The organism is Mycobacterium sp., from assembly GCF_035697385.1.
Taxonomy (GTDB): domain Bacteria; phylum Actinomycetota; class Actinomycetes; order Mycobacteriales; family Mycobacteriaceae; genus Mycobacterium.
This window is the reverse complement of the sequence record NZ_DASSCY010000093.1, coordinates 1-17,918: the sequence shown is the minus strand read 5'-3', so window position 1 is coordinate 17,918 and position 17,918 is coordinate 1. Positions and strand designations below refer to the sequence as shown.

Below are 17,918 nucleotides of genomic sequence, written 5' to 3'. Positions count from 1 at the left end.
CGGGCAAAATTTTATTTGCCCTCCAGCTCCCGCTCGATCCGTTCCACCTTCGCGGTGAGCTGACCGGTGTATCCGGGCCGGATGTCTGCCTTGAGCACCAGGCTCACTCTGGGTGACACCGCAGCTACAACATCAATGGCCTGCTTCACCACCGCCATCACCTCATCCCATTCACCCTCGATGTTGGTGAACATCGCATTGGTTTCGTTAGGCAGCCCCGAAGCCCGGACCACGCGGATGGCCTCCGCCACCGCCGCGCCGACGCTATCGTCACCGCCAAGCGGACTCACACTGAAAGCAACAATCACATGACCCATGTTCGCCTGCTGCCCGCGACCGTCGCGCATCTGGTGGCACTGCAGTCCGACCTGTCCGCGTTCGGCCGGCTGATCGGCACTGCCGTGCCCGACGGCTGGCCGGAGTTCCCCGAGTCCATCGGCTTCACCCTCGATCGGCTGCGTGACCATCCGGACGAGGGGGACTGGTGGATGCACTTCTTCGTCTCCGGCGACGCGTTGATCGGCTCAGGCGGCTTCGTCGGCCCGCCGCAGGACGGCGTCGTCGAGATCGGTTACGAGCTCGCCCCGGCCTTCCGCGGCAAGGGGCTGGGCACCGCCTCGGCCGGCGCGCTCATCGAGAAGGCAAGGGCCACCGGCACAGTCACCAAGGTCATCGCCAACACGCTGGCACATGACAACCCGTCGACGGGCGTGCTGCGCCGCCTGGGATTCGGCTGGAGCCGCGAACTCGTCGACCCAGAAGACGGGCCGATCTGGCGCTGGGAGCTTGCGCTTACTGCTTACTGACCTCGGTAGGACGCACGACCAGGATCACCCGGTCGGCCTTGTCCGCGGGCGGCTCGGTCAGCGGCCCGCCGTAGCGGTCGTTGAGGTGCAGATAGAAGGAACCCGTGGGATCGGGCACGATCTCCTCGACCACCCCGCGCACCTCGAGATAGCGATAGGGGTTCTCCGGATCGCTGATCGACATCGCCACGTTCGGATTGGCGGTGATGTTCCGGTACTTCTGCCGCTTGCTGGTGTGGGTGAAGCGCAGCAGCTCGCCGTCCCAGTCGAACCACATCGGGTTCACCTGCGGGCGGCCGTCGGGCCTGGTGGTGGCGAGATGTCCATACAGCGGACGTTTCAGCAAGTGCTCGTAGTCGCTCGGAATGGCAACCATCACGCATCCTTTCGGTTCGGATTCCGCGCACTGCAACGCGCAGTCGATACCGTGACTTCCCGATGACCGCCGACAGTCTCACGCGAGCGTGGCCGGCGCGGGTCACCGTACAGCTGACGGTGCTGGCCGCCGGCGCGTTTGTGTATGTCACCGCCGAGATCGTGCCGGTGGGCGCGCTGCCGGCGATCGCCGCCGATCTGGGTGTCAGCGAGGCACTCGTCGGCACCCTGCTGGCGAGCTATGCGTTGGTGGCGGCCGTCAGCACCGTCCCGTTGGTGCGGTTGACCGCGCATTGGCCGCGGCGTCGTACCCTGCTGCTGACGTTGGTGTGTTTGACTGTGTCCCAATTGATTTCGGCGCTGGCGCCGAACTTCGCTGTGCTTGCCGGTGGCCGTGTGCTGTGCGCGCTTACCCACGGGCTGATGTGGTCGGTGGTCGCGCCGATCGGTGTGCGCCTAGTGCCCGCGACCCACGCGGGCCGCGCCACCACCGCGGTATACGCAGGAACGGCGCTCGCGCTCGTGGTGGGCAACCCGCTGACGGCGGCCATGAGCGAGTTGTGGGGCTGGCGGACGGCGGTCGTCGTCGTCACCGCGGCCGCAGCGGCCGTCACCGTCGCGGCCTGGGGCACGCTTCCGCCAATGGTGATGTCCGAAGACGCGATCGAGACCATCCGCCGCCATGAGCGCCATCACCGCAACGGCAGGCTGGTCACCCTGTCCGTCCTGACTTTGGTCGGGGTCACCGGCCACTTCATCTCGTACACGTTCATCGTGGTGATCATCCGCGACGTCGTCGGAGTGCACGGTCCGCACCTGGCCTGGCTGTTGGCGGGGTTCGGAATCGCCGGCCTGGTCTCGATGGCGGTGATGGCCCGTCCGCTCGACCGATGGCCGAAGGCGTCGGTGGTCGGCTGCCTCGCCGCGTTAACGACGGCCTTCGCCGTGCTGACGACGCTGGCGGTCGACCATCGGGCAGGCCTGCTGACGTTGATTGTCGGCGTCGCCGCGATCGTGCTGTGGGGCGCGGCGTCGACCTCGATGCCGCCGATGCTGCAGGCGGCGGCCATGCGCAGCGCCCCTGCCGACCCTGACGGCGCCTCAGGCCTCTATATCGCCGCGTTTCAGGTCGGCATCATGGCCGGTTCGCTGGCCGGTGGACTGCTCTACGAGAACGCCGGACTGACCGCGATGACGGCGACGTCGGCGGCGCTGATCGTCGTCGCGCTGGGCTGCGTAGCGTTCACCCGTGGCCTGTTCCTCGTTCCCTCGGCAACTAGTGACAAGTAACATTCGCCACCGCACTGCGATGAACACAGCAGCTCAGCAGCCTTAGCCGGCAGATCGTCGGGGATTTTGCAGCACCCGCTTGGCGATAGCTGCTCTTCGCGCTGTGCGAGACTGGACGAAGCTGTGTGTGACTGGAGGTGACGTATGCGGCAGCGGACGAAGGGGAAGCTGGCCACCGCGATTTTCGCGGCAGGACTGGTGTCGACGATGGTGTTTGGTGGCCCATCGGCGCAGGCAGAGCCTGAAATTCCGCCGCCGCCTCCCGCTCCGGTCGACCCGGCGGCCGCGCCGGCACCACCACCGCCGGACCCGTTCGCTCCGCCACCGCCACCGGCGGAGCCGTTCATGTTCCCGCCGCCGGCACCGCCTGCGGATCCTCTCGCGCCGCCGCCCCCGCCGAACCCGTTCTTCCCGCCGCCGGCGGGCCCGCTGGGAGCGCCCCAGCCCATTCCGGAGGGCACTCCAGCCGGGCAGAACCCGACGCCGTATGTCGGGGAACCGGTCTTCGCGCCACCGACCTTCAACCCGACGAACGGCTCCATGGTCGGGGTCGCCAAGCCGATCTACATCAACTTCGCCCGGCCGATCGCCGACCGCGCGTTGGCTGAGCAGGCCATTCACATATCGTCGAACCCGCCGGTTCCCGGTCGCTTCTACTGGACCAGCGACACCCAGGTGCGGTGGCGTCCGCAGGACTTCTGGCCGGCGAACACCGTCGTGAACATCGACGCCAGCGGTACGAAGTCGAGCTTCCGCACCGGTGATGCGCTGGTGGCGACCGTGAACAACTCCACGCACCAGATGGAGATCATGCGTAACGGGAAGCTGGAGAAGACGTTCCCGGTGTCGATGGGCAAGAAGGGCTACGAAACCAAGAACGGCACCTACTACGTGCTCGAGCGGTTCGCCGACATCGTGATGGACTCGTCGACATACGGGGTGCCGGTCACCGCGGCAGAGGGCTACAAGATCAAGGTTCAAGACGCCGTGCGTATCGACAACAGCGGCATCTTCGTGCACAGCGCGCCGTGGTCAACCGGTGCACAGGGCAACAGCAATGTCAGCCACGGCTGCATCAACCTCAGCCCGGCCAACGCGCAGTGGTTCTACGACAACTTCGGCAGCGGCGACCCTGTTGTAATCAAGAACTCCACAGGGCTTTACAACCAGCCGGACGGTGCGTCCGACTGGCAGATGTTCTGACGAACAGACGCAAATGCCCCCAATTCCTAGCGGAATTGGGGGCATTTGCGTCTGTTCGCCGGGGGAGCGCTAATTCCAAATGCGCACGCGGCGTTCGGGTTCCAGGAACAGCGCGTCGGACTCGCTGACATCGAACGCGTCGTAGAACGCGTCCATGTTGCGGATGACGCCGTTGCACCGGAACTCCGGTGGTGAGTGCGGATCGATCGCCAGGCGCCGGATAGCTTCGGCGTCGCGGGATTTGGTGCGCCACACCTGTGCCCAGCCGAAGAACACGCGCTGCTCGCCGGTCAGCCCGTCGATCACCGGGGCCGGCTCGCCCCTGAGCGACAACCGATAGGCCAGCAGCGCGATCGACAGCCCGCCGAGATCGCCGATGTTCTCGCCCACCGTGAACGCGCCGTTCACATGGTGGCCGTTGCTCAGCTCGCGTGGCGTGTACTGCTCGTATTGTTCGATCAATGCCTTTGTCCGAGCACCGAATTCGGTACGGTCCTCGTCGGTCCACCAGTCAACCAGGTTGCCGTCACCGTCGTACTTGGCGCCCTGATCGTCGAACCCGTGGCCGATCTCGTGGCCGATCACCGCTCCGATACCGCCGTAGTTGGCGGCATCGTCGGCCTCGGCGTCGAAGAACGGTGGCTGCAGAATCGCTGCGGGGAAGACGATCTCGTTCATCCCGGGGTTGTAATACGCGTTGACGGTCTGCGGCGTCATGAACCACTCGTCGCGGTCCACCGGCCCGCCGAGCTTACCGATTTCGCGGTCATAGCCGACTGCGTAGCCGCGCCGGTAGTTGCCGTACAGATCGTCGCGCTCGATGACAAGCGCCGAATAGTCGCGCCACTTGGGCGGATACCCGATCTTCGGCGTGAACTTGTCCAGCTTGGCCAGCGCCTTCTCCCGCGTCTGCGGCGTCATCCAGTCCAGGTCGTTGATGCTGACCCGGTATGCCTCGCGCAGGTTGGCCACCAACTCGTCCATCCGCGCCTTGGCCCCCGGCGGGAAGTGCCGCTCGACGTAGAGCTTGCCTACGGCGTCGCCCATCAGGTTCTCCACCACCGACACGGCGCGCTTCCAGCGGTCGCGGATCTCCTCGGTGCCGCTGAGCAGACGGCCGTAGAACGCGAAGTCCTCGGCGATCAGCTCGTCGGTCAGCAGGGACGCCCTGGCATGGATGAGTCTCCACCGTGCCCAGCGCTTCCAGTCCTCGAGGTCCTCACCTGACCACGCCGCTGCGAACGCGGTCAGGTAATCAGGCTGGCGGACAACGACTTCGGCGGGAAGCCCCCGGCTTCCGAAGACACCGGTGCCAAGTGCGCTCACCCATCCGGCCCAGTCGAAGCCCGGTGCCTCATCGGGCAGCTCGGCGAATGTGCGCAGGTTGTAGGTGAGGTCGGCGTCGCGCCGCTTGACGACATCCCAGTGTGCGGCGGCGAGCTTGGTCTCCAGCGCGACGATCCGCGCGGCGGTGTCGGCATGGTTGTCGGCTGTGCCGCCGTACACGAGCGCGAACATCGCCGCGATGTGGCCAGGGTAGGCGCTGAGGATCGCGGCGTGCTGCTCGTCGCGGTAATAGGACTCGTCGGGCAGACCCAGCCCGGACTGGCTCATGTGCAGCAGGTAGCGGGTGGAGTTCTTGGAGTCGGTGTCGACGTAAACGCCAGTGCCGCCGCCGACGCCGGTGCGCTGCAACGCGCCGATCACTGCGGCCAACGCGGCGGCGTCGCCTGCCTCGTCAATGGCGGCCAGCTCGTCGAGCAGCGGTTTCACGCCGCGAGCGGCCACCGTGGCTTCGTCCATGAAGCTGGCATAGAGGTCGCCGATGCGCTGCTCATCTGTTCCTGGCGCCGCCCCCGAGGCCGCTGCCTCGGTGATCAGATCGCGGACCTGCTCCTCGGCGCGGTCATACAGCGACCGGAACGCACCGTCGGTGGCGCGGTCGGCAGGCATCTCGTATTCGGTCAACCAGCGGCCGTTGACGTGGCCGAACAGATCATCTTGGGGGCGGGCATCAGAGTCGACGTGGCTCAGATCAATTCCTGAGCGAATGGCTTCCACACTCACCCCGACATCCTTCCAGATGTGTCGGCGGCGCTCAGTTCTCGCACGTCGACGGGTCTGCATGGTTATGCGCGAGATATTTCTGTCGACCCAGGTCAGCCTCGACGGTTACGCGGCGGGCACCGACGGCGACTTGGACTGGACCGATGTGGCCGACGACGACGTCGACGAGCTGATGGCCGAACAACTGCGTGAGATCGACGCCATGATCTTCGGGCACACCGCCTACCGGCTGCTGGGGCCGTACTGGCAGAACGGCCCGACCGGGCGCGACGTCGATCGTGAGCACACCAGACTGATGAACAGCGTGACCAAACTGGTGCTCTCCCGCGGCGAGCCCGACCTGACGTGGGGCCCAGCCAAGCGCATCGGCGCGGACCTGCCTCGTGAGATCGCCGACCTCAAGGCCGGCGACGGTGGTGACATCGCCGTCTTCGCGGGTGCCGGCGCGGCTAACGCCCTATTGCCGTACCTGGACGAGGTTCGGGTGCTCGTCTATCCGGTGTTGCTCGGCGACGGCCTTGCGCTGTTCACAGGCCAGCGCCAATCTCTTCGGCTGGTCTCCACCCGCGCTTTCCCAGCGTCAGGGGCCGTGCAGCTGCGCTACCGCACCGTCGGCTAGAAAGCCGCCAGGTACCCTCACGGCCATGCCAGACGAGCCCACTGAGGAGCCCACAGACAGCGGCGGCGTGTTCACCAGCTACGGCATCGGCTCGGCGGTCCTTGGGGTGATCGCGGTTGTGGCGATCGCGCTGGGCACTTTGATCTGGATCCAACATCGCAGCGACACCGACGAGCTTCGGTATCGCACCCGCGTCGTGCAGACCGCGGCCGAATGGACCAGCGTGCTGGTCAACATGAACAAGGACACCGTCGAAGCCGACATGAACACGCTGCACGAAGGCACCGTCGGCCAACTCAACGCCGACTTCGATTCGTCCGTCGAGCCGTACCGGCAACTGGTGCAGAAGCTTCAGGCGCGCACCACCGGGCAGATCGACTCGGTGGCGGTGGAGTCGATTCACCGCCCACCACCAGGTCCCGACGGCGCTCCGGCACCCAAACCGCAGCCCGAACTGTTGGCTTTCGCAACGCGCACCGACACGGTGATGGTGGTGGCGACGTCGGTCAGCGAGAGCGCAGGGACGGACAAACCACAGACAGTGCGGTGGACGCTGCGGCTGGACGTCACCGATGTGGACGGCAAGTTGCTGATATCGCGGCTGGAGCCCATCCGATGAGAAACCGTTGGCGCGTAATAGCTTTCGACATCCTCGCTCCGGTGGCGGCCATCGCCGGACTGGTCTACATCGGTATCGCGCTGGCCTGGCCGCTGTGGTGGGTGTCGATCTGCTCGGTGCTGTGCCTGCTGATTGTCGAGGGCGTGGTGGTCAATTTCGTGCTGGCCCGCCGCGACGCGGTGACCGTCGGCACCGACGACGACGGTCCCGGGCTGCGGCTGGCGGTGGCTGCGGTCGCGACCGCGGCGTTGGTGGCCGCCGTGTTCGTCGGCTATCTGCGGTGGACCGCGCCCGACCGCGACCTGCGCAACGACACCTCTCAAGTTGTCGGGATCGCCAGCAGCGTCGCGGAGGCTTCGGCGACGTTCAGCCCACAAAGTCCGACCGCGTCGATCGACCGCGCCACCGCGGCGATGTCACCCAAGAGCGCTGAAGCGTTCAAGAATGAATTCGCCAACGTCGCAAAGGATTTGGCGAGCAGGAACGTGTCGGCTCAGGCCAGCACGGTGTCCGCGGGTGTGGAGGCGATCGGGCCCAACGCGGCCAGCGTCGCGGTGATCATGCGTGGGACGCAGAACGTGCCAGGCAAGCCGTCCGACACTGCGGTGCTCGCGCTGCGGGTCACGTTGTCCAAGGAGGGCGACCGCTGGCTGGTCGACGACGTGTCGCCGATTCACTCCCGCTAGCGATCCGTGGTTGCGGCTGAGTAGGTAATGGTGCCGCTTGTTCACGTTGCAATTGCTAGTGAACGCTCGACGAATTCGTGCAGATCGTTCCAGCGCCGCTCATTGAGGCACTGAAGATAACGGTGGTAGACGGCCGCCAGATTCTCGGTCATACGCAGCTAGCCGAGTAGCCGTGCGTGCTCGACCTTCAGGCAGCGGTCCATCACCACCTGTAAACCTGCCGCCTCGCCGTCGCGTGCCACCTGCTCATGCCATAAACCCGATTGCAGCCAAAGTGTTTTCGCGCCGACCTTGATGGTGTCCTCGAGCACCGAAGGCAGGTGCTCGTGGCGGCGGAACACGTCGACGAGATCTGGCACCACCGGCAGATCTGCCAGCGACGGGTAGGCAGGGGTGCCGTTGACGTCGGTGATCGTCGGGTTGACCAGGTACAGCTCATAGTCGGTGGCCGACCTCAGGTATTGCCACACGCCGTAGCTGGGCCGCAGCGGATCGCCCGAAGCGCCGACGATCGCGACGCTGCGCGTTTCCCGCAGGATGCGTTCGATGTCCATCGACTTTCCCTATACCCCTGCGGCTTTCCGGTAACCTTCGAGGCGCTCGACCAATTCCTCCGGCTGGCTCAACGCCATCAGGTGGCCACCGGGCATCACGTCGACGTCCAGTCCGAGTCGCTCGCGCACCACCCGCCGCTGAAACTCCAACGGAAAGAACCGGTCGTCGCTTCCGGCGATCACATGGGTCGGCACGTCGGGCCATTCGTCCAGCGGCCACGGCTGCTCGAACGGCGTGTCGCACATGGTAGGTGGGGGCCGGCTCAGAGCCACCTGGCGTACCGGCTCGGGCACGTCGTGGAAGAAGTCCTCGAACTGGTCGAACGTGTTGCGGCCCAACCCGATTCGCTCAAAGTTGCGCACCATCGCGGCCTCTTGACCAGTAGCGCCCCACCATTGTCCGGCCGCTTCGGCTGGTGCAGGCACCATCGGGTTGACCAGCACGATCAGCTCCGCGGGGCGCCGCTTGGCCACCATGGGTGCGGTGAATGCGCCCATCGACTGACCGACCAGAATGACCGGCCCGGCCACGCCCGTCAGTTCGTCGTACACAATGTCGGCATAGCTGGTCAGATTCGCGGAGTCGTCGGCGAAAGGCAGATCGACCGCGATCACGTCGGCACCGCGCTCGATCAAAAGCGGCATCGCCCGGTGCCAGTACCACGCATCGCCGCCCGCTCCCGGGATCAGCACGTAGGTGGTCGGCATCTCCCGGTGAATCAGTCGTTACCGCTCGGACGTTGAGACCGCATCTTGGCGAACCGGTCCGACAGCCGACGCATCCGGATCATCAATGACGCCGACGGACTCGTCGTCCCCGTGAGGTACTTCGTGAATTGCTCGGTCGGCACGCCGATGCGCGACGCGAACTCGGCAGGCCCCAGACCGGAGCGCTCCATCAGCGCTTGGATGTGGCGCGCGACCTCGGCGCACTCGTTGGCTTCCAGATGTTCGCGGGTGCGGTGAAGCACCTCGGAAAGCGCCTTCGAGACGCCGTATGGCCGCGCGGTTTCCAGCACCTCCTCGACCTGGCGGGCGGTCCTGCCGTACGGATCACGCTTGATCGCGACGACGATGCGCTGCCAGACGGTCAGGTCGTCGGTCTCAAGGGCCGCACGGATCGCCGAGGTCGGCCAGAACTCCACCGGCCGGTCTTCGGTCGACGGTCGCTTCGCGGGCTTCGCAGCCGCAGGGCGCCTCGGCGCGGAGACTGCGTCGCGGCGTGCGCCCCGAGTCTCGGGTGCCACCGTCACCTCGCCTCCTCCAACATGGCCACCGCCACCGACAGGCAGCGCTCCCGGACCTTGGCCCAATCCGCCTCCGCCTCCGGGCCCGACATTCTGGTGTCGTGCTCGTCCGCGGGCTGCGGATCGGCCAGCCGGCGCACCAACTGGGTGGCGACCCATTGTTTTCTCGACTGTTGTCCACAGTAATACCGGTCCATACCGGCCAGCACTACTGCGGCGGTTTGAGTTTCCATCGACTCGACCAAATCGGCAAACTCAGCGAAATCCCGGGTCCGGTTTCGGCACATGATCAGGTAACTCTTCATCCGCAGCGTTTCTGCGCCGGTCGGGACCTGCAGCCGGTCGCCCGTTGGCAGCTGGACGTTGGTGGTCTCCACCGGGGTGAGCCGCTCCATCGGGGCGCGGTCGTAATCCGCCTCGGTTTCCAGCGCGTCGAGCGCGACCGACAGCCTGCCACGCCACATGGTCACCGGATGCACCGGCAGTGGGCAGTGCTTGGTTGAACCGTTGGTGCCATTGCGGCGGGTGCCGCTGACCGCGGCGGGGCGCCGTGCAGGTGCATCGCCGCCCTTGATGTGGTTGCCCAAAGCCAGGGGATCGGCGACGGTAATTGTCTCGGGCGCAAGGTTTTTCAGCTTGGCCGCGGACTTCACCACCATCCGCAGGTCGGAGCCAGGCGCCGCCAGCGACGAAATGTCGTCGGGGATGATGACCAAGTCACCGATGTCGACCTTGGGCAGCGGCTTCTCGAAGTCCACCGACGGCAGGATGCGGTCCAGCCAGCGCGGCAGCCACCAGTTCCATTCGTCGAACATCGCCATCAGGGCCGGCACCAGAACCAGCCGCACCACGGTGGCGTCGACGGCGATCGCCACCGCGCAGGCCACGCCGAGCTGGGCAACCAGCGGCATGCCGGCGAACGCGAACCCGATGAACACCGCGATCATGATCAGCGCGGCGCTGGTGATCGTGCGGGCGCTGGTGCTCACCCCGTACGCGACGGCGTCCCGGGTGTTGTTGGTCTGTAGGAACCGCTCCCGGATGCGGGTCAGCAGGAAGATCTCGTAGTCCATCGACAGCCCGAACGTCATCGCCAGCACCAGCGGCGGGATCGTGCTGTCCAGCGAGGAGATCGGCTTGAAGCCCAATTCCTCGAGCCAGCCCCACTGGAAGACGATGACCAGGCTGCCGTAGGCGGCGGCGACCGACAGCACGGTCATCAAGACGCCCTTGAACGCCAAGAACACCGAGCGGATGGACACCAACAGCATCACGAACGCGATCAGCGCGACGAACACGAAGACCAGCGGCTGCGTCGCCGAGACTCGGTCGTCGAAGTCCTTGATCAGCGCCGTCGGCCCGCCGACATCCACCTGGACGTTTTCCACCCCCGGCGCCAGCGGGAGTTCTTGGCGCATCCAATCGACGGTTTCGCGGGCGCCCATGTCTTCGGGGTCCACCGACAGCACCGCGGACAGCAGTGCGCTGCGGTGATCCGTGCCGAAAACCGGCGGCGCCACCGACACGATGTTGGGGGCTTGGGCCATCCTCTGGCGCACCGCGTCCAGGACGGGCGCGTTCTGCCCCGCAGACGCCGCGCCGTCGGGGAAGGTCACCAGAATCCGCACCGGGCCCAGCGCTCCCGCGCCAAGCGCCTCTGCGGCCGCGTTGACGCCGCCGCGGATCTCGTGGGTCGGGTCGAACTGCCGCTGCATGCTGTTGCCGAGCACCATCGAGAACGCCGGGGCGGCCAGGGCCAACAAGAACGCCGTCGCCGCGAGCGCGGACACCCACGGCCGCCGCATCACCCATCCGGTCCACCGAGTCCAGAATCGCGACTGCGTGGTCTCCGGCCTGCGTGACCAATGCAGATATGAGGAGCGCTTGGCCGCCGACCTTCCGAACGTGGCGAGCACGGCAGGCGTCAGCGTCGTCGATGTCAGAACCGCGACGGCGACGGCGAGGATCGCGCCGGTGGCCATCGACTGCAGGACCGGGGTGTTGATCAGGTAGATGCCGGTGACCGAGGCGATCACCGTCAGACCGGACAGCACGACCGCCAGCCCGGACGTGGCCATCGCCGCGTCGGCGGCCTGTTGAGGATCGCGGCCAGCGCGTAGTTCCTCGCGGAACCGCATGAGAATAAACAGTGAGTAGTCGATCGCCAGCGCGATGCCGAACATGGACACCGTCGACGTGACGAACACCGACATCGTCGTGTACATCGACAGCAGATAGACCAGTCCCATGGTCACGACGACCGTGCAGATGCCGAACACCAACGGCAGGGCCGCGGCCGCCAGCGACCCGAACACCGCGAGCAGGACAATCAGGACGATCGGAAGGTTCCACTGCTCGGCCTGGGCGATGTCATGTTTGGTGGCCGACGTCGCTGCCGCGCCAAGCGCGCCCTGGCCGATGACGTAGAGGCGGACCTTGCCGTTCTCGATCTGCCCGGGCTGATCGCCGGACACCCCGACCTTTTCGCGGAGCTGTTTGGCGACGTCGACCGCGCCCGTGTTGTCGAAATCCAGCTGCAGCGTGATGACGTAGGGCCGGTCCGGCTGCGGCGGCGGCTGCATCTCGTTGGGGACCACCTTGACGTCCGGGACTTGCGCGGCCATGCGTTCCAGGTCGGTGACCGCGGTGTTCATATCGTCGAACGACGCATCGGCGCGGGGGGCAGCAACCAACGCCAACGGAGACGCCCCCTGGTCGGGGAAGTACTGTTCGAGCTCGCGCTGCACGCGCAGCGATTGGGACCCCTCGACCTCGAAGCCACCGCCGGTGAGGTGGTCAGACTGGTTCATCGCGAGATAAACCGACGGCACCAGGAGTAGCAGCCACGCCGCGAACACCGCCCAGCGATATCTGCGCAGGCCACTGCTCAAGCGCATCATGAACTGCTGGATAGCGAACTCCCCGCTTTCTGCCCGGCGTTGCGTGAGTGAGCGTACAACAGCGTGAGGTAGGGTGCCGCCGCCTCAGCAACGCCCTAACCCTGCTCTAACGCTTCTCAGCGGCCAGCGGCGCCGCGTTATCGGCGCTGCCGGCTTCCTGTCCCTTACCTGCGGGTTTGCTCTTTCGGTTAGCCTCCCAGGTCGCAAGGATGGCAATATGTGCCTGGCCGTTTCGGCTGGCTTTCTGGTCGGGGACCTGTTGCCGTCGATCGTGAGGTGTTTGCGGTGGTGCCAAACCGTTCGCAAACCGTTAGGAGTTGTCCATGTCTTCGAGTTCTTGGCTGACCGCTACGGCGCTGCGTCGCAGTCTGTACGCCGCGTTCGCAACGTCGGCCGCCGGAGGCGCAGCGGTGGCCGCTCTCCTTGGTAACGCCGCCCCGTCCGCGACCGCGGCGCCGGATCCCTGCGCGGCCAGTGAAGTCGCCAAGACGATCGGCTCGGTGGCGACCTCGACGGGCAACTACCTCGAAACTCACCCGCAGACCAACCAGGCGCTGACATTGATCTCCCAGCAGCAGGGCGGGCCGCAGTCCTTGGGAGCGATGAAGAACTACTTCGATGCCAACCCCGCGGTGGCCAAGGACATGCAGCAACTGCAGCAGCCGCTGGTGAGCCTGTCGGGTCGATGCAAGCTGCCGATCACCATCCCGCAGGTGATGGGTTTGATGCAGGGTGCCCAGCAGCAGCTGCCGGCAAGTTTGCCAGGCGGGGTGACGCCAGCGCAGACAGTCGGCGTTCCCAGCGCCGCGCCGCCCGCGGGGCGGTCGCCGGTTTCTGCCGTCGCGCCGGGCACCGGACCACTTCCGGGGCCGGTCGCGGCCAGCACCGGCTAGCCCGCGACGACGCGCGCAGCGTCGCAGGTGAAGCCACTGAGCTGCGGATTCAGACTTTCTTACGATTGGTTAACCGCAAGGCAAGAAAGTCGGCGTCAATTCTGCTTAGCTTTTTAACGTTGGTCCAAGCCGATAACCGCTAATGGTTACGGCCTCTACACTCCCGATGAAGGAGCTTGTCCATGTTGCTCTCGGCCCGTACCGCGCGGCGCGCGGTAGCTGGTGCTCTCGGCTCTGGCGCAGTCGCCGGTGCGATGTTGTTTGGTGCCCTTCCCTCTGCGTCGGCGCAACCCGAGCCGCCGAACTGCACCGCTGCCGATCTTGCCGGTGTGGCTTCCGGTGTGTCGGCCGCGACGTCTGCCTATCTCTTCACGCACCCGGACGTGAACTTCTTCTTCACCAGCCTCGAAGGTCAGCATCGCGACGACATCCGCGAAGACGTCCAGGTGTACCTGGACGCCAATCCTCAGGTGAAGGCTGACCTGACCGGGATTCGCCAGCCGTTGGTCGATCTGAAGAACCGCTGCGGCACGGCGCCAGCGCCTGCCATCCCGTAACCCGGGTGGCAGTTGGGCTGGGGCCATCCGTGCAGGAGAGCACCGGCCGGATGGTGTTGATGGTCGACGACGACCCGGACGTCAGGACATCCGTTGCCCGCGGATTGCGGCATTCGGGGTTCGACGTTCGGGTCGCGGCAACCGGTAAAGAGGCGCTGCGTCTTCTGTCCAACGAATCGCATGACGCCTTGGTTCTGGATGTCCAGATGCCAGAACTCGACGGTGTCGCCGTGGTTACTGCGCTGCGCGCTTTGGGAAATGACATTCCCATCTGCGTGCTGTCCGCCCGCGACACCGTCAACGACCGCATTGCCGGTTTGGAAGCGGGCGCCGACGACTATCTGACGAAGCCCTTCGACCTGGGCGAGCTGGTGGCGCGGTTGCATGCGCTGTTGCGGCGGTCGAGCCATTCGGATCAACCGTCGGACACGATGACGGTCGGGCCGTTGACCATCGACACCGCCAGGCGGCTGGTATTCGTCGACGGCGAGCGCGTCGAGCTGACCAAGCGTGAGTTCGACCTGCTGGCCGTGCTCGCCGAGAACGCCGGTGTCGTGCTTTCCCGGCAGCGGCTACTGGAGCTGGTCTGGGGCTACGACTTCGACGTCGACACCAATGTCGCCGACGTGTTCATCTCCTATCTGCGGCGCAAGCTCGAACGCGACGGCTTGCCGCGGGTTATTCACACGGTTCGCGGGATCGGGTATGTGCTGCGAGACGAGCCGTAGGCGAGGCGAGCATCGAGCACAGTGACGAGTCATAACCTTTGAACGTCTTTCGACTTATCCGGTCGGCGTCGCTGCGCACCCGGGTCGCCATCGCATCGGCGGCAGCGGCCGCCGCCGTCGTCGCCGTGTTCACCATCCTCACATCGGTGGTGCTGGCGAATAACGATGCGGCACAACTGGATCGGCGGCTTGATTCGATCGTCGACGCCAGCATGTACCCCGAGCAACTGCAGGACCCCCGCCGCGGCGTGCTGACGACGGGACGGTCGCGGTCCACCGGGCAGGTGGTGTTCCAGCGCGGCTTCCAGCTGCCGCCGCTGCAGCCCGGCACGGAGACGGTTGAGGTCAACGGCGTCGAGTACCGGGTCCGCACCCTTCCGGTGGATCAGGAAGGCGGCGTGCTGATGTCGATCGGCATCCGCGCCGACAGTATCTTGTTGAGCCCGGCCAGGATTCCGCTCTACACGGTGATCGGCATGGGAACCGTGCTACTCGCCGCGGGCCTTGGCTGGCTGCTTGCCGGCCCGGCGATCCGACCGCTGCGAAAGCTGACCGAGCACACCAAGCGGTTGGGCAAGGGCAGCGACGATATGCCAGAAGTGCGCGGTGTCAGGGAGGCTGAGGAGCTGTCGGAGGCGATGGCCGCGATGCTGAGCCGGCTGGCCGCCGCGCAACGAGCCACCACGAACTCGCTGCAGGCCGCACAGGACTTCGCCGCCAACGCCGCTCACGAGCTGCGCACCCCGCTGACGGCCATGCGCGCCGACCTGGACACGCTGCGCATCCACGATCTACCCGCCGAGGAGCTCGCCGAGGTCGTACAGGACCTGTCGCGTGCGCAGCGCCGGGTGGAGGCGATCATCACCGCACTGGGCCAGCTGGCGTCGGGCCAACTCGCGCAGGCAGAAGACCGTGAAGTCATCGACGTCACCGACCTGCTGGACCGGGTGGCCCGCGAGAATATGCGCCCCGGCGGCACGGTCGAGATCGTCGTGGAAGTCGAAGACATCGGCACCGTCTGGGGCTGGCCCGGCGGGCTGCGTCTGGCGGTGGACAACCTGGTGCGCAACGCGATAACGCACGGTGAGGCCACCCGCATTGTGTTGAACGCGCATCGCGAACACCACATGATGACGATCACCGTCGACGACAACGGACGCGGGCTGCCCGCCGACGAGCATGAAACGGTGCTCGGCCGATTCCGGCGGGGCAGCACTGCGGCGCAGGGAGGTTCCGGACTTGGGCTTGCCCTTGTCGCGCAGCAGGCGGCGCTGCACGGCGGACGCATCGAACTGTCCGACGGGCCACTTGGCGGGCTGCGCGCGACGTTGACGCTGTCGACTTCGCCTCAGCCGCCGGAGAATTCGGATCTGGGATAGCGCGGTTCAGCGCCGCGTCATGAGCGACGCCGCGGCGCGCCAGCCGAGCAGCAGCAGTGCAGTGGCCACCGAGGCCACCACGATGAAACTCGGTGCGACGCCCGCAGATGTGGCCTTGCGCAAGAGCATTCCGACCACGACCGTGCAAACCCAGACCACCACCCCGGTGGGCGCCACGGCCGCGGGGCGCCGCCACCCGCGCGCCAGCAGCCAGCCGACACCGGTGCCCGCCAAGAATGGCCAGGCGGTTTCGGCGATGCCTGCCAGGCTCAGCCCCTCGGCGTGGCTACGCCGTCCGATGGTGGCGAACACCACCACGCAGACGATGTCGGTGGCCAGTGCCACCAGCGCAGCACGGGTACGTTCGTCGCTATCGATTGGCATAGGTCGCATGCGGTGCTCCTATCGCGTTACGGATCGGGCCCTGGCTCTTTCCTGGCCTCCGGGTCGGGACTGACCTGCGCCGCCTGCTCGGGCTGTTCGGCGACCGTCGCGTCGGGGTCGATGTCCTTTTCGGTCCGGAACATGAAGAAGAACACCACCCAGCCGATCGCGGCGATGAAGATCCAGCTGACCAACCGGTAGATGAGCATTGCCGAAATCGCCGATGCGAGAGTCATACCGGACGACACCAGGCCGGGCACCAGCACCGCTTCGACCACCAGGAGACCGCCGGGCATCAACGGTATCGATCCCACCGCGCGCGCCGCGGCGTAGGCGACCGTCACACCGGCAATCGACGGATGGCCGCCTGTTGCGTAGCAGGCGAACAACAAGCAGGCGACGTCGGCGATCCAGTTGAACAGCGACCAGCCGAACGCCACCCCTAACTCACGGCGCGACAGGCTGACGGATTCCAGTTGGGACAGCGTCTCTCGCCACTTGTCGAGGTTCGTGTCGATTGGCTTGCCGCGCAGTTGGTTGAACCACGACAGCACCTTCACGCCGATGCCGTCGATCAGTTCGGGCCGCGTCGCCACGGCCTGCGCCAGCAGCACGATCGCCAGGAAGCCGCCGAGCGAAAAGATCAGCGACAGTGGGTTTTTCGTGGCCCCAAGCATGAACGCGCCGCCAAGGCCGAGCAGCGCCAGCCCGACAACTTGCAGCGCGCCTGACATCACTAGCTGCCACGACGCCACCACCGGCGACGCGCCCCAGATCCGCTGCTGACGGTAGATGAACGTGGCCGACAGCACTGGGCCGCCGGGCATCGTCGTGGACAACGCGTTACCGGCGTAGAACGCCGCCTCGGAGCGCCATTGCCGCACGGTCACGCCGGCTGAGCGCAGCAGTGTGCGTTGGATCTGGGCGAAGCTGTGCATCGACGCCATCGCGGCGACGATCCCGGCCAGCACCCACCACCAATTGGCCGAGTAGACGCTCTTCCACGCCTTGGCCAGCTGATCCCACACCAGCACGAGTTCGACGGCCAGCACTACCACCGCGACGGCGATGACCACCCAACGCAGCCACCAGTATTTGCCCCGGCTCGTCTTTCCCGCCTGGGCATCGCTCGCAGGCGCGTCGTGGGACACGCCTAACAGGGTAGAGCGTGGGTCAGCCGATTCCCGAGATCCGCGGAGATGACGCGGCAGGCCGCTACGCTACCGGCATGCCACCGGGCCCGTCCGTTGACTCGGTTGCCGATGAATCGGTGACACCCCTCGTCCGCAAGGCGGCCGCATGGGCGTGGCGGCTGCTCGTGATTCTGGCCGCCGTGATCGCGTTGCTGTGGGTGATCAAGCGGCTCGAGGTGATCGTGGTGCCGGTGGCGCTGGCGACAATCCTGACCGCCCTGCTGCTGCCCGCCGTCGACTTCCTGGATCGCCGCGGCGCGCCTCGCGGCGGCGCGGTGGCCCTGGTCCTGCTCAGCGGTGTCGCGGTGGTCGGCGGCATCCTCGCGTTCGTGATCACCCAGTTCATCGAGGGCGTACCCGGCCTTGTCGAACAGGTGACCCGCAGCATCGACGGTGTCAGGAACTGGCTGATCAGCGG

The 17,918-nt window shown here is 66.3% G+C and carries 20 protein-coding genes; 11 read left to right on the top strand and 9 right to left on the bottom strand.

All coding sequences use genetic code 11. The features are described from left to right. Nucleotides 1-11 precede the first annotated feature (11 nt). Nucleotides 12-308 (bottom strand): MTH1187 family thiamine-binding protein, encoded by a 297-nt coding sequence (locus VFH65_RS08485; RefSeq protein ID WP_353320719.1) that lies wholly within the window; start codon nucleotides 306-308, stop codon nucleotides 12-14. On the opposite strand from VFH65_RS08485, the gene VFH65_RS08480 reads away from it, so the two are divergent. Then, on the top strand, nucleotides 309-806 hold the full coding sequence (locus tag VFH65_RS08480) for a GNAT family N-acetyltransferase (protein ID WP_353320702.1): 498 nt from the start codon (nucleotides 309-311) through the stop codon (nucleotides 804-806). It abuts the gene before it with no gap. Here the strand turns inward: VFH65_RS08480 and VFH65_RS08475 are convergent. Beyond that, nucleotides 793-1,182 carry a PPOX class F420-dependent oxidoreductase gene (locus VFH65_RS08475; RefSeq protein WP_353320701.1) on the bottom strand — a complete coding sequence of 130 codons (390 nt, stop codon included), beginning with the start codon at nucleotides 1,180-1,182 and terminating at the stop codon, nucleotides 793-795. The genes VFH65_RS08480 and VFH65_RS08475 overlap by 14 nt on opposite strands. Nucleotides 1,183-1,244: 62 nt before the next feature. Between VFH65_RS08475 and VFH65_RS08470 the strand changes: the two genes are divergently transcribed. Next, a complete protein-coding gene (locus tag VFH65_RS08470) occupies nucleotides 1,245-2,471 on the top strand; it encodes an MFS transporter (protein ID WP_353320700.1) in 1,227 nt (408 codons plus the stop codon). A gap of 144 nt (nucleotides 2,472-2,615) precedes the next feature. Continuing rightward, complete coding sequence (locus VFH65_RS08465) at nucleotides 2,616-3,674, top strand: L,D-transpeptidase (RefSeq protein WP_353320699.1); 1,059 nt, start codon at nucleotides 2,616-2,618, stop codon at nucleotides 3,672-3,674. 69 nt (nucleotides 3,675-3,743) lie between these two features. On the opposite strand, the gene VFH65_RS08460 is transcribed toward VFH65_RS08465, so the two are convergent. Further along, nucleotides 3,744-5,741 carry a M13 family metallopeptidase gene (locus VFH65_RS08460; protein WP_353320698.1) on the bottom strand — a complete coding sequence of 666 codons (1,998 nt, stop codon included), beginning with the start codon at nucleotides 5,739-5,741 and terminating at the stop codon, nucleotides 3,744-3,746. Between the two features lie 64 nt (nucleotides 5,742-5,805). On the opposite strand from VFH65_RS08460, the gene VFH65_RS08455 reads away from it, so the two are divergent. Genes VFH65_RS08455 through VFH65_RS08445 form a run of 3 tightly spaced genes read left to right on the top strand, consistent with a single transcriptional unit; the run spans nucleotide 5,806 to nucleotide 7,665 of the window. After that, the gene (locus VFH65_RS08455; protein ID WP_353320697.1) at nucleotides 5,806-6,360 is read left to right on the top strand and encodes a dihydrofolate reductase family protein; all 555 of its coding nucleotides are present in this window, start codon (nucleotides 5,806-5,808) and stop codon (nucleotides 6,358-6,360) included. A gap of 25 nt (nucleotides 6,361-6,385) precedes the next feature. Then, nucleotides 6,386-6,979, top strand: coding sequence for a hypothetical protein (locus tag VFH65_RS08450; protein ID WP_353320696.1), 594 nt, complete (start codon nucleotides 6,386-6,388; stop codon nucleotides 6,977-6,979). Continuing rightward, nucleotides 6,976-7,665, top strand: coding sequence for a hypothetical protein (locus tag VFH65_RS08445; RefSeq protein WP_353320695.1), 690 nt, complete (start codon nucleotides 6,976-6,978; stop codon nucleotides 7,663-7,665). Before VFH65_RS08450 ends, VFH65_RS08445 begins: the two co-directional genes overlap by 4 nt. Nucleotides 7,666-7,823: 158 nt before the next feature. Here the strand turns inward: VFH65_RS08445 and VFH65_RS08440 are convergent, their stop codons facing one another. From VFH65_RS08440 to VFH65_RS08425, 4 genes are read right to left on the bottom strand one after another with little or no spacing between them, the layout of a single operon-like run. Beyond that, nucleotides 7,824-8,219 carry a CoA-binding protein gene (locus tag VFH65_RS08440; RefSeq protein ID WP_353320694.1) on the bottom strand — a complete coding sequence of 132 codons (396 nt, stop codon included), beginning with the start codon at nucleotides 8,217-8,219 and terminating at the stop codon, nucleotides 7,824-7,826. A 9-nt stretch (nucleotides 8,220-8,228) separates the two neighbouring features. Then, on the bottom strand, nucleotides 8,229-8,927 hold the full coding sequence (locus VFH65_RS08435) for an alpha/beta fold hydrolase (RefSeq protein WP_353320693.1): 699 nt from the start codon (nucleotides 8,925-8,927) through the stop codon (nucleotides 8,229-8,231). 11 nt (nucleotides 8,928-8,938) lie between these two features. Further along, nucleotides 8,939-9,472 carry a helix-turn-helix domain-containing protein gene (locus VFH65_RS08430; RefSeq protein ID WP_353320692.1) on the bottom strand — a complete coding sequence of 178 codons (534 nt, stop codon included), beginning with the start codon at nucleotides 9,470-9,472 and terminating at the stop codon, nucleotides 8,939-8,941. After that, nucleotides 9,469-12,366, bottom strand: a complete 2,898-nt coding sequence (locus tag VFH65_RS08425) for an MMPL family transporter (protein WP_353320691.1) — start codon at nucleotides 12,364-12,366, stop codon at nucleotides 9,469-9,471. Before VFH65_RS08425 ends, VFH65_RS08430 begins: the two co-directional genes overlap by 4 nt. 323 nt (nucleotides 12,367-12,689) lie before the next feature. Here VFH65_RS08425 and VFH65_RS08420 point away from each other — a divergent pair, with 323 nt between their 5' ends. The 4 genes from VFH65_RS08420 (at nucleotide 12,690) to VFH65_RS08405 (ending at nucleotide 15,923) form a co-directional block, all read left to right on the top strand. Further along, nucleotides 12,690-13,259 carry a hemophore gene (locus VFH65_RS08420; RefSeq protein ID WP_353320690.1) on the top strand — a complete coding sequence of 190 codons (570 nt, stop codon included), beginning with the start codon at nucleotides 12,690-12,692 and terminating at the stop codon, nucleotides 13,257-13,259. Between the two features lie 182 nt (nucleotides 13,260-13,441). Further along, nucleotides 13,442-13,816 carry a heme-binding protein gene (locus VFH65_RS08415; protein ID WP_353320689.1) on the top strand — a complete coding sequence of 125 codons (375 nt, stop codon included), beginning with the start codon at nucleotides 13,442-13,444 and terminating at the stop codon, nucleotides 13,814-13,816. Nucleotides 13,817-13,866: 50 nt separating this feature from the next. Continuing rightward, the gene (locus VFH65_RS08410; protein ID WP_353320718.1) at nucleotides 13,867-14,544 is read left to right on the top strand and encodes a response regulator transcription factor; all 678 of its coding nucleotides are present in this window, start codon (nucleotides 13,867-13,869) and stop codon (nucleotides 14,542-14,544) included. A 38-nt stretch (nucleotides 14,545-14,582) separates the two neighbouring features. Next, complete coding sequence (locus VFH65_RS08405; protein ID WP_353320688.1) at nucleotides 14,583-15,923, top strand: HAMP domain-containing sensor histidine kinase; 1,341 nt, start codon at nucleotides 14,583-14,585, stop codon at nucleotides 15,921-15,923. A gap of 6 nt (nucleotides 15,924-15,929) precedes the next feature. Here the strand turns inward: VFH65_RS08405 and VFH65_RS08400 are convergent, their stop codons facing one another. Then, nucleotides 15,930-16,307 (bottom strand): DUF3054 domain-containing protein, encoded by a 378-nt coding sequence (locus tag VFH65_RS08400; protein ID WP_353320717.1) that lies wholly within the window; start codon nucleotides 16,305-16,307, stop codon nucleotides 15,930-15,932. A 26-nt stretch (nucleotides 16,308-16,333) separates the two neighbouring features. After that, complete coding sequence (locus tag VFH65_RS08395) at nucleotides 16,334-17,458, bottom strand: lysylphosphatidylglycerol synthase transmembrane domain-containing protein (RefSeq protein WP_353320687.1); 1,125 nt, start codon at nucleotides 17,456-17,458, stop codon at nucleotides 16,334-16,336. 77 nt (nucleotides 17,459-17,535) lie between these two features. On the opposite strand from VFH65_RS08395, the gene VFH65_RS08390 reads away from it, so the two are divergent. Further along, a partial coding sequence (locus tag VFH65_RS08390; RefSeq protein WP_353320686.1) for an AI-2E family transporter occupies nucleotides 17,536-17,918 on the top strand: 383 nt, incomplete at its 3' end.

What these genes read in the sequence shown, in the direction of transcription:
- VFH65_RS08480 (WP_353320702.1), top strand. Translation starts at nt 309, where the DNA reads ATGACCCATGTTCGCCTGCTGCCCGCGACCGTCGCGCATCTGGTGGCA.
- VFH65_RS08475 (WP_353320701.1), bottom strand. Translation starts at nt 1,182, where the DNA reads ATGGTTGCCATTCCGAGCGACTACGAGCACTTGCTGAAACGTCCGCTG.
- VFH65_RS08470 (WP_353320700.1), top strand. Translation starts at nt 1,245, where the DNA reads ATGACCGCCGACAGTCTCACGCGAGCGTGGCCGGCGCGGGTCACCGTA.
- VFH65_RS08465 (WP_353320699.1), top strand. Translation starts at nt 2,616, where the DNA reads ATGCGGCAGCGGACGAAGGGGAAGCTGGCCACCGCGATTTTCGCGGCA.
- VFH65_RS08455 (WP_353320697.1), top strand. Translation starts at nt 5,806, where the DNA reads ATGCGCGAGATATTTCTGTCGACCCAGGTCAGCCTCGACGGTTACGCG.
- VFH65_RS08450 (WP_353320696.1), top strand. Translation starts at nt 6,386, where the DNA reads ATGCCAGACGAGCCCACTGAGGAGCCCACAGACAGCGGCGGCGTGTTC.
- VFH65_RS08445 (WP_353320695.1), top strand. Translation starts at nt 6,976, where the DNA reads ATGAGAAACCGTTGGCGCGTAATAGCTTTCGACATCCTCGCTCCGGTG.
- VFH65_RS08440 (WP_353320694.1), bottom strand. Translation starts at nt 8,219, where the DNA reads ATGGACATCGAACGCATCCTGCGGGAAACGCGCAGCGTCGCGATCGTC.
- VFH65_RS08435 (WP_353320693.1), bottom strand. Translation starts at nt 8,927, where the DNA reads ATGCCGACCACCTACGTGCTGATCCCGGGAGCGGGCGGCGATGCGTGG.
- VFH65_RS08425 (WP_353320691.1), bottom strand. Translation starts at nt 12,366, where the DNA reads ATGATGCGCTTGAGCAGTGGCCTGCGCAGATATCGCTGGGCGGTGTTC.
- VFH65_RS08420 (WP_353320690.1), top strand. Translation starts at nt 12,690, where the DNA reads ATGTCTTCGAGTTCTTGGCTGACCGCTACGGCGCTGCGTCGCAGTCTG.
- VFH65_RS08415 (WP_353320689.1), top strand. Translation starts at nt 13,442, where the DNA reads ATGTTGCTCTCGGCCCGTACCGCGCGGCGCGCGGTAGCTGGTGCTCTC.
- VFH65_RS08410 (WP_353320718.1), top strand. Translation starts at nt 13,867, where the DNA reads ATGGTGTTGATGGTCGACGACGACCCGGACGTCAGGACATCCGTTGCC.
- VFH65_RS08400 (WP_353320717.1), bottom strand. Translation starts at nt 16,307, where the DNA reads ATGCCAATCGATAGCGACGAACGTACCCGTGCTGCGCTGGTGGCACTG.